General features: G+C 71.3%; 11 protein-coding genes. 10 read left to right on the top strand and 1 reads right to left on the bottom strand.

The window, feature by feature from the left end; translation table 11 throughout:
* The first annotated feature begins 81 nt into the window (after positions 1–81).
* The 9 genes from mltG to KIK05_RS43650 all read left to right on the top strand — a co-directional run bounded on the left by mltG (position 82) and on the right by KIK05_RS43650 (position 9,848).
* Positions 82–1,242: an endolytic transglycosylase MltG gene (gene mltG, locus KIK05_RS43690; protein WP_214416814.1), complete on the top strand. Its 1,161-nt coding sequence runs from the start codon at positions 82–84 to the stop codon at positions 1,240–1,242.
* Positions 1,242–2,072 carry a shikimate dehydrogenase gene (locus KIK05_RS43685; RefSeq protein WP_214416813.1) on the top strand — a complete coding sequence of 277 codons (831 nt, stop codon included), beginning with the start codon at positions 1,242–1,244 and terminating at the stop codon, positions 2,070–2,072. The genes mltG and KIK05_RS43685 overlap by 1 nt, the downstream gene beginning before the upstream one ends.
* 240 nt (positions 2,073–2,312) lie before the next feature.
* Positions 2,313–2,969 carry a translation initiation factor IF-3 gene (gene infC, locus KIK05_RS43680; RefSeq protein ID WP_443729137.1) on the top strand — a complete coding sequence of 219 codons (657 nt, stop codon included), beginning with the start codon at positions 2,313–2,315 and terminating at the stop codon, positions 2,967–2,969.
* 175 nt (positions 2,970–3,144) lie between these two features.
* On the top strand, positions 3,145–3,339 hold the full coding sequence (gene rpmI, locus KIK05_RS43675) for a 50S ribosomal protein L35 (RefSeq protein WP_214416812.1): 195 nt from the start codon (positions 3,145–3,147) through the stop codon (positions 3,337–3,339).
* Positions 3,340–3,363: 24 nt separating this feature from the next.
* Positions 3,364–3,747: a 50S ribosomal protein L20 gene (rplT, locus tag KIK05_RS43670; protein WP_214416811.1), complete on the top strand. Its 384-nt coding sequence runs from the start codon at positions 3,364–3,366 to the stop codon at positions 3,745–3,747.
* A gap of 177 nt (positions 3,748–3,924) precedes the next feature.
* On the top strand, positions 3,925–4,728 hold the full coding sequence (locus tag KIK05_RS43665; RefSeq protein ID WP_214416810.1) for a TrmH family RNA methyltransferase: 804 nt from the start codon (positions 3,925–3,927) through the stop codon (positions 4,726–4,728).
* 129 nt (positions 4,729–4,857) lie between these two features.
* Complete coding sequence (locus KIK05_RS43660) at positions 4,858–5,940, top strand: sensor histidine kinase (RefSeq protein WP_214416809.1); 1,083 nt, start codon at positions 4,858–4,860, stop codon at positions 5,938–5,940.
* A gap of 315 nt (positions 5,941–6,255) precedes the next feature.
* A complete protein-coding gene (pheS, locus tag KIK05_RS43655; protein WP_250564448.1) occupies positions 6,256–7,296 on the top strand; it encodes a phenylalanine--tRNA ligase subunit alpha in 1,041 nt (346 codons plus the stop codon).
* Entirely contained in the window at positions 7,296–9,848 is a 2,553-nt protein-coding gene (locus KIK05_RS43650; protein ID WP_214416807.1) for a phenylalanine--tRNA ligase subunit beta, read from the top strand. The genes pheS and KIK05_RS43650 overlap by 1 nt, the downstream gene beginning before the upstream one ends.
* Positions 9,849–10,050: 202 nt before the next feature.
* Here KIK05_RS43650 and KIK05_RS43645 read toward each other — a convergent pair whose 3' ends face one another.
* A complete protein-coding gene (locus KIK05_RS43645) occupies positions 10,051–13,233 on the bottom strand; it encodes a penicillin acylase family protein (protein WP_214416806.1) in 3,183 nt (1,060 codons plus the stop codon).
* A gap of 180 nt (positions 13,234–13,413) precedes the next feature.
* Between KIK05_RS43645 and KIK05_RS43640 the strand changes: the two genes are divergently transcribed.
* The gene (locus KIK05_RS43640; protein WP_214416805.1) at positions 13,414–13,926 is read left to right on the top strand and encodes an NUDIX hydrolase; all 513 of its coding nucleotides are present in this window, start codon (positions 13,414–13,416) and stop codon (positions 13,924–13,926) included.
* The last annotated feature ends 3 nt before the right edge of the window (positions 13,927–13,929 follow it).

Below are 13,929 nucleotides of genomic sequence, written 5' to 3'. Positions count from 1 at the left end.
GACCCGCCGGGTCCGTCGCACCAATTCGGGGCACTCGCTTGACGACAGGCCCGTCCTAGCGCGAGATTGGCGAGCGCACCTATGAACGATCTGGACCTCGATAGTCTGCTGGGTGCCGAGGACGACGAAGGTCCCCGGCGCAGGTCACGCGGCTCCAGAGTCGCCCGCTCCCGCAGCAGGAGACGGCAGCGGCGGCAGCGCCGCAAGGGATTCGTCGCCTTCGTCGTGGCGATCGTGGTCATCGTCGGCATCCTCGGCGTCGGCGGGTACTACGGCTACAACTGGGTCCGCGGCGTCGCCGTCGCCAAGGACTTCTCCGGCCCGGGCTCGGGCGAGGTCCTGGTGGAGATCAAGGACGGGCAGAGCGCCAGCGACGTGGCCCAGACCCTCGTCGCCCAGGGCGTCGTCGCCAGCGAGCGCGCGTTCGTCAACGCCCTCGGCGACGCCGGCAAGACCGCCTCTCTCCAGCCGGGGCAGTACAAGCTGCGCAAGGGCATGGCGGCCAAGCAGGCCGTCCCCCTGCTCGACCCCAAGCTCCGGCTGAGGACCACGCTCACGATCCGGGAGGGGCTGCGGCTCACGCAGATCCTCGACCAGTTGTCGACCGCCACCGGCAAGCCCGTCGAGGACTTCAAGAAGGCCTCCAAGGACCGCAAGGCGCTCGACCTGCCGTCGTACGCCAAGGGCAGGCTCGAAGGGTTCGCCTTCCCCGCGACCTACGAGCTCTCGCCGAAGTCCACGCCCGAGGACATCCTCGGGAGCATGGTCGAGCGCTACAAGAGCGCGGCCGACGACGTCGGCCTCGTCGCGGGCGCCAGGCGGCTCAACCGCACCCCGCTGGAGATCCTGACGATCGCCAGCATCGTGCAGGCCGAGACCGGTAACACCCGCGACATGCCCAAGATCGCGCGGGTCATCTACAACCGGCTCAATCTGCCGATGAAGCTGCAGATGGACAGCACGACGATGTACGCGCTGAACAAGTTCGGCACCCGGGCCACCCACGAGGAGACCAGCAACCCCTCGCCGTACAACACCTACGCGCACCTCGGCCTGCCCCCCGGGCCGATCGGCAACCCCGGCGAGCACGCCATCGAGGCCGCCCTCAAGCCCGCCAACGGCAACTGGCTGTACTTCGTCGCCACCGACCCCAAGCGCGGCATCACCAAGTTCACCGACTCCTTCGCGGAGTTCAACAAGCTCGTGCAGGAGCTCAACCGCAACAGCGGGAGCACCGGCTGATGCCCGCTGAGCGCCGGGCGGCCGTCCTCGGTTCGCCGATCGCGCACTCGTTGTCGCCGTTCCTGCACCGGGCCGCGTACGAGGCGCTCGGCCTGCACGGGTGGCGTTACGACGCCATCGAGTGCGACGAGGCCGGGCTGCCGGGGCTGCTGGCGGAGATGGGCCCCGAATGGGCGGGCCTGTCGCTCACCATGCCGCTCAAGCGCGCCGTGCTGCCGCTGCTCGACACCGTCGCCGACCTCGCCGTCGAGGTCGGCGGGGTGAACACCGTGGTCTTCCGCGACGGCGCGCGGCACGGCGAGAACACCGACGTGTACGGCATCGTCCAGGCCCTCGCCGAGGCCGGGGCGGGCGCCCCCCGCTCGGCCACCGTCCTCGGCGGCGGCGCCACGGCCGGCTCCACGCTCGCCGCCCTGCGCGAGCTCGGCCTGCCCGCGGCCACCCTGGTCGTACGCGAGCCGTCGCGGGCCAGGGAGACCGCCGAGGTCGCCGAGCGGCTCGGCATGGCCCTGGCCGTGCGGACGTTCGACAAGCTGGAGGCGGTCCTCGACGTCGACCTGGTCGTCTCCACCCTGCCCTCGGGGGCCGCCGACCCCTACGCCGCGGCCCTCGCCGCGGTGCCGGCCGTGTTCGACGTCGTCTACGCGCCCTGGCCGACGCCGCTGGCCCGCGCCGTGGGGGAGGCCGGGGGCACGGTGGTCAGCGGGTTCGCCATGCTGCTCCACCAGGCCGCCCGCCAGGTGGAGCTGCACACGGGCCTGCCCGGCGCGCCGGTCGAGGCCATGCGCGCGGCGGGCGAGGCCGAGATCGCCAGGCGCGCGGCCGGGTGACACCCGGATCACACCCCGCAGGGTTAGGGGGATGATTCGATGGGCACTCGGTGTTGTGGTAATGTAACTGCTTGATCGGTCCGGCATGACTGCTGGACGCGCAAGCGGAGGTCTTCCTCCCACCTGCTCGGCCGAGAGGTCGACGGGTCAAGGATCACTCCGGACTCCTCCGGGGAGCTCACCATTCGGGTGACCGAAGAGCTCAGTGGCCCCGCATGCGCGACGTGTGGGGCTTTTCGCATATATGCGGAAAGTCCCGGACACGGTCGAGCACCGACGCGGATATATGCCAGGTACCTAGGAGGTCCCATCAGCACTGAGCCCCGCATCAACGAGCGCATTCGTGTGCCCGAGGTCCGCCTCGTGGGACCGAACGGCGAGCAGGTCGGCATCGTCTCCATCGGTGACGCTCTGAAGCTGGCCCAGGAGTCCGATCTCGACCTCGTCGAGGTCGCGGCGACGGCTCGTCCGCCCGTGTGCAAGCTCATGGACTACGGCAAGTTCAAGTACGAGTCCGCCATGAAGGCACGCGAGGCGCGCCGCAACCAGGCGCACACGATCATCAAGGAGATCAAGCTCCGGCCGAAGATCGACCCGCATGACTACGAGACCAAGAAGGGTCACGTCGTGCGGTTCCTCAAAGCGGGGGACAAGGTCAAGGTCACGATCATGTTCCGCGGACGTGAGCAGTCCCGTCCGGAACTCGGCTTCCGGCTCCTGCAGCGGCTGGCGGAGGACGTGACGGAGCTCGGCTTCGTCGAGTCCCAGCCCAAGCAGGACGGCCGAAACATGATCATGGTGATCGGGCCGCACAAGAAGAAGGCCGAAGCCAAGGCCGAGAAGGCCGCGGCCCGTTCCAGGACCTCCGCCGACGAGCCGGCGGAGACCGAAGCCTGAGCCGACCGCGGCGCTGCGCGGGCACGCGCACCGCGGGAGTGACGCGCCCCGCCTGACGGCTCGGCGGGAAGCGAAAGACACCGAGACCGGGTCAGGTCCGCGGTCAGGGCGAGCCCTGACTGGGGTACCTTGACCCGGGACATCGGCACGGACGAACGAGGGAGACACGGCTGACATGCCGAAGATGAAGACGCACAGTGGTGCGAAGAAGCGGTTCCGCCTCAGCGGAAGCGGCAAGATCATTCGCCGGCGTGCGAACCGTGCCCACTACAACGAGTGGAAGTCGTCGAAGCTGACGCGTCGTCTCAAGGATGAGGTCGTCATGTCCGATGCCGACACCAAGAAGATCAAGAAGCTGCTCGGCAAGTAACCGAACCCCCGGGGAGAAAGAACAATGGCACGCGTAAAGCGGGCGCTCAACGCCAAGAAGAAGCGCCGCGTCGTCCTCGAGCGGGCGAGTGGTTACCGGGGTCAGCGGTCGCGGTTGTACCGCAAGGCCAAGGAGCAGATGCTCCACTCTCTGACCTATGCGTACCGGGACCGCAAGGACAAGAAGGGCACCTTCCGGCGCCTGTGGATCCAGCGGATCAACGCCGCGGCCCGCGCCAACGGCATCACCTACAACCGGTTCATCCAGGGCCTCAAGGCCGCCGGTATCGAGGTCGACCGCAAGATCCTCGCCGACCTCGCGGTCAACGACAGCCAGGCCTTCGCCGCCCTGGCCGAGGCGGCCCGCAAGGCGCTTCCGGCCGACGTGAACGCGCCGGTCGCCAGCTGACCCGACGCACCACCCCGTGAACGACTCGTTCTCTCGCGGAGCGGGTCGTTCACTGCTTTCCGGGCAGCACCCGGAGGTCGTCCCGTGGCCGAACCGCACGGGTGCCGTAAACGGTTCGAGGTTGAACCTGTTTCCGCCCAGGCGCTGTGTGCGGACGACGGGTCAAGAGGGGGGCACATGGCCGGGGCCGAGCTGACCAACACCAAGTCTCCGCGGGTCAAGGCGGCCAAGCGCCTGACCAAGCGCGCCTTCAGGGACCGCGACCGCGCCTTCCTCGCCGAGGGGCCGCAGGCGGTCAGGGAGGCGCTGGCGCTCCCCGGGGTGACCGTCGAGCTGTTCACCACCGCCGACGCCGAGACGCGGCACGCCGACATCGTCGCCGCGGCGCGCGAGGCGGGAGTGCCGGTGTTCGGCACCAGCGGCGAGGTGATGGCCGAGCTCGCCCAGACCGTGACCCCGCAGGGGTTGCTCGCGGTCTGCCGGTTCGTGCACGTCCCGCTGGCCGAGGCCGTCACCGGCGAGGCCGGCCTGGTCGCGGTGCTCGCGCACGTGCGCGACCCCGGCAACGCCGGCACGGTGCTCCGCACGGCCGACGCGGCGGGAGCCGACGCCGTGGTCTTCACCGACGCCTCGGTCGACCCCTACAACGGCAAGTGCGTCAGGGCCAGCGCGGGAAGCCTTTTCCACCTTCCCGTGGTCACCGCGGCCCCCGTGGCCGAGGCCGTGCGCCACCTGAAGGACAAGGGGCTGCGCGTGCTGGCCGCCGACGGGGCGGGCACCAAGACCCTCGACGACGTCGACCTCACCGGCCCCACCGCCTGGATCTTCGGCAACGAGGCCTGGGGCCTGCCCGAGGAAATCCTCGAGCTCGCCGACGAGGTCGTCCGCGTGCCGATCTACGGACGCGCCGAGAGCCTCAACCTCGCCACGGCGGCCGCCGTCTGCCTGTACGCCTCCGCTCGCGCCCAGCGCACCCCCTAGCCGTATCGGCCACCCCGCCCCCGCGTGGGCGACACATCGCGGTGGCCCCGTCGTCTCAGACCCGCCGTGGGGCTGCCGCGGGCGACGGGAAACCCGCTATTGTCGGGCCTGTAGGTCGAGGAGGCGATAGTGCGGGGCGGACAATCCCACCAACATGGCGCGGATGCCGCATGCTCGATCGAGGTCGACGATCTCCCCGACGGGGTCGTCGTCGCCGACGACCGGGGCCGCGTGATCGCGTTCAACCGGGCGGCGGGCCGCCTGACGGGCATCGAGCACGACGCCGTGATCGGCAAGCTCTTCCCCGACGTCCTGCCCTTCCGCGACAACGACGGCCGCGACTGGTGGAAGTGGCTCGACGCCTACGGCGGCCTGCGCATCCGCACCCGCCAGCCCGAATGCTCGCTCTATCTGCCCGGCGGCCACGAGCTGCTGGTGGCCGCCCGTTTCGTCCGCACCCCGCCGCGCGGCGGCGACGTCGTCCGGGTCGTGGTCACGCTGCGCGACGCCGCGGCCCGGGCCCGGCTGGAGCGCAGCCGCGCCGACCTGGTCTCCACCGTCGCCCACGAGCTGCGGTCCCCGCTCACCAGCGTGAAGGGTTTCACCGCCACCCTTCTGGCCAAGTGGGAGCGCTTCACCGACGACCAGAAGCGCGTGATGCTCGAGACCGTCAACGCCGACGCCGACCGCGTCACCCGCCTGATCACCGAGCTGCTCGACGTCTCGCGCATCGAGTCGGGGCGCCTGCAGATCCACCGGCAGGTCGTCGACATCCCTGCCCGAGCCAGTAAGATCATCGCAGGTCGGGTCGCCGCAGGGGAGCCCGAGGGCCGCTTCCGGCTCGAGGTGCACGGCGAGCTGCCCGAGATGTGGCTCGATCAGGACAAGGTCGACCAGATCCTCGGAAACTTGTTGGAAAATGCGGTGCGCCATGGGCGAGGCACCGTCACCATAGTCGTGGAGCCCGTCGAGTGGGGAGTGGCCGTGTCCGTGCGTGACCAGGGAGAGGGTGTCGCACCCGAGCTGGCCTCACGCGTCTTCCGCCAGTTCTGGCGCGGCAACAGCCGCCGCCGCGGCGGCACGGGGCTCGGCCTCTTCATCGTCAAGGGCCTCGTCGAGGCCCACGGTGGCACGATCACGGTGCAGCGGGCGCCCGGCGGCGGCGCCGAGTTCCGATTTACCATGCCCGCCGGCACCCCCGACTTCGCCTGAGGCGTCGCACGGGACGGCCGGTGGGCCACACCAGGCCGGCATCGTTCGCGCTCGTGCCGCACGGGTGCCGAGCACAAGGTCGCGGGGCAGGCTCCTGATGGCGTCCGCCGCGTGATCGAGACGTCCCGGAGTCCTCGCCCACGCCGTCTCACCTGATCGCCGGAAGTTTTCCACAGGGCCCCGGCTCGCGGCCGGGCGCCCACTCTGGACGGACTAGACTCGTGCCCGCTCAAGCCCTGGATACGGAGCTCTCTCTTGTCGAACACCTATGACCCGGTCGAGGTGACGCCGTTGCACGCCGACGAGGTGGCGCGCATGGAGGCGGAAGCCATCGCCGCCATCGACGCGGCCGCCGACCTCGACGAACTCAAGCAGGTGCGCCTGGCGCACTCCGGCGACCGCTCGCCGATCGCGCTCGCCAACCGCGAGATCGGCGCGCTGCCTCCCCAGGCCCGAGCCGAGGCCGGCAAGCGCATCGGTGGCGCGCGCAAGGCCATCAACGAGGCGCTGGCGGCCCGGCAGGCCGTGCTGACCGCCGAGCGCGACGAGCGCGTCCTGGTCGAGGAGACCGTCGATGTCACCCTCCCGTGGGGCCGCGCGCCCCAGGGGGCCAGGCATCCGCTCACCACTCTGCAGGAGCGCATCGCCGACGCCTTCGTCGCGATGGGCTACGAAGTGGCCGAGGGGCCCGAGCTGGAGGGCGAGTGGTTCAACTTCGACGCCCTCAACATCTCGCCCGACCACCCGGCCCGCTCCGAGCACGACACCTTCTTCGTCGAGTCGGTCGACTCCGGCAAGGTGCTGCGCACGCAGACCTCCCCGGTGCAGATCCGGGCGCTGCTGTCCCGTGAGCTGCCGGTGTACGTCGTCTCGCCCGGCAAGGTCTTCCGCACCGACGAGCTCGACGCCACCCACACCCCCGTCTTCCACCAGGTCGAGGGCCTGGCGATCGACGAGGGGCTGACGATGGCCCACCTGAAGGGCACGCTCGACCGCTTCGCCGAGGTCATGTTCGGCGAGGGCATCGGCACCCGGTTCCGGCCCAACTACTTCCCCTTCACCGAGCCGTCCGCCGAGATGGACCTTCGCTGCTTCGTGTGCCGCGGCTCCTCCGCGGTGCCGGGCAACCCGCCGTGCCGCACCTGCAAGTCCGAGGGCTGGATCGAGTGGGGCGGCTGCGGCATGGTCAACCCGCGGGTGCTGGTGGCCTGCGGTGTCGATCCTGAGCGCTACAGCGGATTCGCCTTCGGCATGGGCGTCGAGCGCACGCTGATGTTCCGCCACAACGCCGAGGACATGCGAGACATGGTCGAGGGAGACGTGCGCTTCACGCTCCCGTTCGGTATGGAGGTCTGATGAAGTTCCCGCTCTCCTGGCTGCGGGAGTACGTCGACCTGCCCGCCGCCACCGCCCACGAGGTCGCCGAGAAGCTCACCGCGGCCGGGCTCAAGCTCGAGTCCATCGAGTCGGTCGGCAACGACGTCAAGAACGTCGTGGTGGGCGAGGTGCTGTCGATCGAGGAGCTCACCGGCTTCAAGAAGCCCATCCGCTACTGCTCCCTCGAGGTGGGCGAGGCCGCGCCGCGCTGGGTCATCTGCGGCGCCACCAACTTCTCGGTCGGCGACCGCGTGGCCGTCGCGCTGCCCGGCGCGGTGCTGCCCGGCGGGTTCGAGGTCGGGTCCCGCAAGACCTACGGCCGCGTCTCCGACGGCATGATCTGCTCGGCGCGAGAGCTCGGCATCGGCGACGACCACAGCGGCATCCTGATCCTGCCGCCCGACACCCACCTCGGCGCCGACGTCGTCGAGCTGCTCGGCCTGCGCGACGACGTCATCGAGCTGGAGATCACCCCCGACCGGGGGTACGCCCTGTCGATCCGCGGCGTCGCCCGTGAGGCGGCCACCGCCTTCGGCGTGCCCTGGCGCGACCCGGCCGACATCGAGCCGCCGCCCTTCACCGAGGAGGCCCACCCGGCGTCCATCGCCGACCCCTCCGCGTGCGACAGGTTCGTGCTGCGGTCGGTGACCGGGTTCGACCCGTCCGCCGAGACGCCGATGTGGATGCAGGTGCGGCTGATCAGGGCCGGCATGCGGCCGGTCTCCCTGGCCGTCGACGTCGCCAACTACGTCATGCTCGAGCTGGGCCAGCCGCTGCACACCTTCGACCGCTCCCGGCTGACCGGCCCCATCGTGGTCCGCAGGGCCGAGCCGGGCGAGACGCTGGAGACGCTCGACCACGTCACGCGCGAGCTGCACCCCGAAGACGTCCTGATCACCGACTCCTCCGGCCCCATCTCCATGGCCGGCACGATGGGCGGTCTCGCCACCGAGATCTCCGCCGAGTCGGCCGACATCGTCATCGAGGCGGCCCACTTCTCGCCGAGCGGTGTGGCCCGCATGTCCCGCCGGCACAACCTCGTCAGCGAGGCGTCGCGCCGGTTCGAGCGGGGTGTCGACCGCGAGCTGCCGCTGTACGCCTCCTGGCGCGCGGTGCAACTGCTGGTCGCGCTCGGCGGCGGCACCGCCGACCACGGCGTGACCGACGTCTCGGTCGAGGTCGAGCCGATCACGATCACCATGCGGGCCGACCACCCCGACCGGGTCGCGGGTGTCGCATACGGCCGAGACGCCGTGGTGCGATGCCTGGAGCAGGTCGGATGCACCGTGGCCGGGCAGGGCGGGGCCGCGGCGCCGGCCCGCGGCGAGACGGCGTCCGGCATCCCGGCCGACGTGCTCGAGGGTCCCGACGCGGCCGACGCGGCCGAGGTGCTCACGGTGACGCCGCCGACGTGGCGTCCCGACCTCACCGACCCGAACGACCTGGCCGAAGAGGTCATCCGGCTCGAGGGGTACGACCGCATCCCCTCGGTGCTGCCGGCCGCCCCGGCGGGCGGCGGGCTGACGGAGGCCCAGCGGCTGCGGCGGCGTGCCGGCCGCGCGCTGGCCGCCGCCGGATACGTCGAGACGCTGGCCTACCCGTTCGTCAGCCCGCGTGACTTCGACCACCTGCAGCTGCCGGCCGACGACGCGCGGCGCCGGGCGGTGCCCCTGTTCAACCCGCTCAGCGAGGACGAGCCGCTGCTGCGCACCACGCTGCTGCCGGGGCTGCTCAAGACCCTGGTGCGCAACGTCGGGCGCGGGTTCGGCGATCTGGCGCTGTTCGAGTCCGGGCTGGTCTACCGGCCCGAGCAGGGCACCCCGGTGAAGGCGCCCGTGCTGGGGGTCGAGCGCAGGCCCACCGACGAGGAGCTGGAGACGATCGCCGCGGCCCTGCCCCGGCAGCCGCTGCGCGTCGCCGTCGTGCTGGCGGGCGAGTTCGAGCGGTCCGGCTGGTGGGGGCAGGGTCGCGCGGCGACCTGGTCCGACGCCATCGAGGCCGCGCGCACCGTGGCCCGCGAGGCGGGGGTCGAGATCACCGTCCGCGCCGACCGGCACGCGCCCTGGCACCCCGGCCGGTGCGCCGCGCTGTACGCCGGGGAGACCCTCCTCGGCCACGCCGGCGAGCTGCACCCGCGCGTCGTCGAGGCGTACGGGCTGCCGCCCCGCACCTGCGCGATGGAGCTGGAGCTCAGCGTGCTGGAGGCCGGCCTGCCCGGCCCGGTGCAGGCCCGGCCGGTCTCGGCCTACCCCGTCGCCACGCAGGACGTCGCGCTCGTCGTGCCGGCCGGGGTGCCGGTGGCCGAGGTGGAGGCGGCCCTGCGCGAGGGCGCGGGCGAGCTGCTGGAGTCGATCCGGCTGTTCGACGTCTACACCGGGGCCCAGGTGGGCGAGGGCAACAAGTCCCTGGCCTACACCTTGCGTTTCCGGGCCGGCGACCGCACCCTGACCGTCGAGGAGACCACCGCGGCCCGCGACGCCGCGGTCGCCCTCGCCGGCGACCGCACCGGCGCCCAGCTCCGCAGCGCCTGACACCACACGGGAGCCCGGTCCCCCGGCGCGTGACGCGCCGCGGGGGCCGGGCTCCGCGGCATGTGACGCCGCACGGGAGCCTGGCTCCGTGCTGCCCTGACACCGCGCCGGCCGCTCCGCGAGGCGGACACGCTTCGCGGAGCGGCCGATGCCTGTCTCGGGTGACCGGCTGGGCCTGGTGCCGGTGGATCGTCGCGAAGGGTCAGCGGGAGTAGGCCTCCAGTTCGTACAGCGAGTAGCCGTAGGAGGTCCCCCGCTTGACGCCCTGCATCCGGATGTAGCGGGCGGTCGTAGGGGTGAGGGGCACGTTGTCCACTCCGCCGTTGCCGGTGGTGGTGGAGTGGACCGTGGTCCAGGTGGAGCCGTCGGTGGAGGTCTGCAGGGAGTACGCCGAGCCGTAGGCCGCCTCCCAGCGCAGCACCACCCTGGCCACCGTCCTGGCAGAGCCGAGGTCGACCTGCAGGTACTGGGCGTCGCTGGACGCGCTCGACCAGCGGGTCGTCGGGTCGCCGTCCACGGCCTTGCCCGCCGGGTAGGCGGAGCTCTGGGTGCTGGACGCGGTGGCCGTGCCGCCGCTCGCCAGGTTGGCGACCGGGTCGCCCCGGTGGGCGGGGAAGGACACCGCCTGCTGGTAGGTGGGCCGGTTCTGCCAGGAGATCAGCGCCTGCTTGATGCCGCCGAGCGGCGACTGCCTGATCGCGTCGGCGCACCACTGGTTCCCGGCGGAGCAGACGTCGTCGGCCGGGTAGGTCGTCGCCGCGGGCTCGGCCAGCGCGGCGGACAGGCTGTTCAGCAGCACGGTACGGCAGCCCGCCACCGTGCCGTCCCCGCAGTACTTCCTGGGCAGCGGGCCCGCGACCGTGTCGCCGAGCACGGCGCGGATGTCCTTGCTGACGTAGCCCCACCAGCCGTACTGGAACGACGACCCCTTGTGCGACTGGGCCTCGTTGGCCGAGGACGGCAGGCTGGACACGTCGCCCTGCTGGTGGCCCGAGGGTGACTCGTTGATCTGCAGGGCGTTGACCAGCGACTGGTAGAGCCCGTCGCCCAGGCCGGGCCTGAACTCCGCCTGCACCAGCTTCGGCCACCACGCGTCGAACACCCGGATGGCGTCGGCGTTCGCGTAGGCCTTGCTCCCCGGCGAGCTCTCGACCCGCTTCGCGCCCGCGGCCGTCCACGCCGCCAGCTTGGACACCGCCGAGGAGAGGGACGGGTCGGAGACGGAGGCGCTGTTGATGACCCGCAGCAGGTTCGGCAGGACCTCCTTGCCCCGCAGGTCGGTCACGGCCGCCTCAGCCATGATCTTCACCGTGCCTGCCCGGTCGAGCTTGCCGCCCCCGGACAGCGCGGCCTTGACGGGGGCGTCCAGCAGGTCGGCCCGGTGCACGGCCCCGAAGCTGAAGTTGCCGTCGGCCGCCCCGTAGTCCTTGGCCTGCTTGTTGTTCCAGCTCACGAGGTAGTCCTGGCCGGTCGTCTGCGGATGGCTGGAGGCGGGGGCGTAGGTCGCGGTGTTGGTCGAGGGGTCGAAGCCCGCCCATTCGTGCGCCGCGTCGGCGGTCATCGGCAGGTTCGGGTCCGAAACCGCCGAGCGGACCGGAGCGGCGCCGGACATGAAGTACGCCGCGTCGGTGGAGTTCACGTAGAACCAGTTGAACGCGAAGGCGATGTTCGAGGCGGACCTGGTGAACGCCGCCGCGTCGCCCATCTGGGCCGGGTCGTTGAACATCTGGAACCCCACCGCCGAGTCGGCCTCGTGCTGGTAGGTCGACCTGAGCGTGGCGAACGCGGTCGGCTGCCCGTCGACGGTGCCGCGCCAGGTGACCAGGCCGTACTTGGTGCGTTGGATCACCAGGTCGTAGGAGCCGGCGGCGGTGGAGTCGGCGGTGTTCGGTTTCCAGGAGTTGGTCTTCTTCAGCGTCTCCATCGCCGTGCAGACGCCGTGGTAGAGGTAGTGGTCGGACGCCGTGGTCACCGGGCCGCCGTCGGGGTCGCACAGGCGCAGCGCGTAGGTGTCGGTGATGTCCTGGGTGCTGGAGGTGGCGCTCCAGGCGTAGTCCGTGCCGCGCCCGATCAGCACGTACAGGTTGAGCCCCGAGAACGCCACGCCGCGCGCCCTGATGCCCGGCCCCGAGATCTCCTCCAGCATGAGCAGCTGCGGCGCGAAGTACCCGGTCTGCGGGCCGAACACCGCGATGGGGTGTCCCGTGGCCGACTTGGCGGCCGACACCACCACCGCGTTCGACATGTGCGGCTTGGAGTTGTCGACCACCAGCCCGTCGAGCACGCCCTTGGCGGGGGAGGCGGACGTGGTGGCCGAGCCCGTCTCGTTCTGGGTGATGTCGACGGGGGCGGTCGTCGCCGCGTCGGGCAGTACGACCCCGGTCGCCCCGGAGACGTTCCCGAAGGGGAAGCTCTGGCCGTTGTGCAGGGTCAGGGTGGTCTCCGGGTCGTTCTGGGACCGGAACGCCGACCACACCTGATCCCCGGCGGCGGTGCCGTACTCGGCGCGGGCCGCCACCCGGGCGAGAGCGGACTGCATCTCGGCCCCGCCACCGCCGCCGAAGAGGCCGCCGATCACGCCGGAGACCGCGATCAGGTCGGTCATGGTGAAGTCCACGGGCCCGCCGGCGTTGGTGATCGCGTCCAGGTGCCCGGTGAGGACGTATTCGCCGGGGCAGTCGCGGTTGGCCATGCAGTGGTCGATGTAGGCGTTGATGCCGTTCACGTAGTTCTGTACGTCGCTGTACAGCTGGGCGCCGCCGGGGCCGGAGTTCTTCAGCCGGGTGATCTGCGCCTGCAGGTCGGCCTCGGTGTAGGGGGAGTTGCGCCACACGCTCTGCTCCAGGGCGCGGTTGCCCGGGGCGCCGCCGGCGAACGGCGTGAGCTCGCCGCGGCCGACGTGCCGCATCAGGTCCATCAGCCACAGCCGGTCCTGCGCGCCCGCGTACCCGGCGCCGAACATCGTGCCCTCCCGGGTGGTGCCGGTGATGTGCGGCACGCCGGTGGCCTTGTCCCGGACGATCGTCACGTCCGTGCGGGGGCTCGTGGTGCTCTCCACCTGCCCCGCCGGCACGCCGAAGGAGCTGTCGTTGAAGAACGAGGTGATCTGGTCGTCGGTGAGCCCGGTGTAGGCCGACACCAGGCCCGCGTACTTGCCGAGCTGGTCGTCGCTGTGCTTCGGCATCGTGCCGAACGCCTGGTTGCCGAGGATCTCGACCAGGGTGGCGTTGCCGTTCTGGCCCGGCGGCAGGATGTCGGCGCACTGGCCGAGGCAGTAGTCGTCGGGGGTGTAGACGGCGGCGGACGCGGGCACGGCGGGGGATGCCAGCGCGAGGACCACGAGCGCGGAGGCGGCGGTGATCGTGCGCCGGAGGCGTGGATGCATGGGTGAGGACCCCCAAAACATGAGGCGTACTCGAAACTTGCGAGGAACATACGTCCGCGCCCACGCCGGATCAATGCCGGAAGTGATAATCGCCGCGCCGGATCTTGACCGTTCGTGACAACCGCGGTCATCCCGGGCTCGTACGGCCATACCGGTGCCGCGACGCCTAGGCTCGCTGCCATGCCCGACGCCATCCTCCGCCCGTCCGCCCGGATCCTCCTCATCGACGATCACGACCGGATCCTGCTGTACCGCGGCCTCGGCCTGCTCAAGACCCCCGATCACGCCTGGTTCACCCCGGGCGGGGGAGTGCGCCCCGGGGAGGAGCTGACCGTCGCCGCCGCCCGCGAACTGCTCGAGGAGACCGGATACCGCGCGGCGCCCGAGGCGTTCGGACCGGTCGTGGCCGTCAGCTCGGGACACTGGACCAGCGCCGACGACCGGCTCTTCCGCTCAGAGGACTCCTGGTTCTTCCTCCGCGTTCCCGCCTTCGAGGTGGACGACGGCGGCATGGAGGATCTCGAAAGCTCCCTGATCGACGCGCACCGCTGGTGGTCGCTGCCCGAGCTGGAGGCGACGTCGGAGCACGTCATCCCGCTCGGCCTGGCCCCGCTCCTGGAACGCCTGCTCGGCGGCCGGATCCCCGAGGAGCCCGTCGTCCTGCCCTGGCACCATCCCGAACCGCCCGTGTGACGA

Origin of the sequence: Sphaerisporangium fuscum (assembly GCF_018531465.1) — a bacterium.
GTDB lineage: Bacteria > Actinomycetota > Actinomycetes > Streptosporangiales > Streptosporangiaceae > Sphaerisporangium > Sphaerisporangium fuscum.
The sequence above is the reverse complement of the archived record's forward strand: the minus strand, read 5'-3'. Positions and strand labels throughout refer to the sequence as shown.

What these genes read in the sequence shown, in the direction of transcription:
- mltG (WP_214416814.1), top strand. Translation starts at nt 82, where the DNA reads ATGAACGATCTGGACCTCGATAGTCTGCTGGGTGCCGAGGACGACGAA.
- KIK05_RS43685 (WP_214416813.1), top strand. Translation starts at nt 1,242, where the DNA reads ATGCCCGCTGAGCGCCGGGCGGCCGTCCTCGGTTCGCCGATCGCGCAC.
- rpmI (WP_214416812.1), top strand. Translation starts at nt 3,145, where the DNA reads ATGCCGAAGATGAAGACGCACAGTGGTGCGAAGAAGCGGTTCCGCCTC.
- rplT (WP_214416811.1), top strand. Translation starts at nt 3,364, where the DNA reads ATGGCACGCGTAAAGCGGGCGCTCAACGCCAAGAAGAAGCGCCGCGTC.
- KIK05_RS43665 (WP_214416810.1), top strand. Translation starts at nt 3,925, where the DNA reads ATGGCCGGGGCCGAGCTGACCAACACCAAGTCTCCGCGGGTCAAGGCG.
- pheS (WP_250564448.1), top strand. Translation starts at nt 6,256, where the DNA reads ATGGAGGCGGAAGCCATCGCCGCCATCGACGCGGCCGCCGACCTCGAC.
- KIK05_RS43650 (WP_214416807.1), top strand. Translation starts at nt 7,296, where the DNA reads ATGAAGTTCCCGCTCTCCTGGCTGCGGGAGTACGTCGACCTGCCCGCC.
- KIK05_RS43645 (WP_214416806.1), bottom strand. Translation starts at nt 13,233, where the DNA reads ATGCATCCACGCCTCCGGCGCACGATCACCGCCGCCTCCGCGCTCGTG.
- KIK05_RS43640 (WP_214416805.1), top strand. Translation starts at nt 13,414, where the DNA reads ATGCCCGACGCCATCCTCCGCCCGTCCGCCCGGATCCTCCTCATCGAC.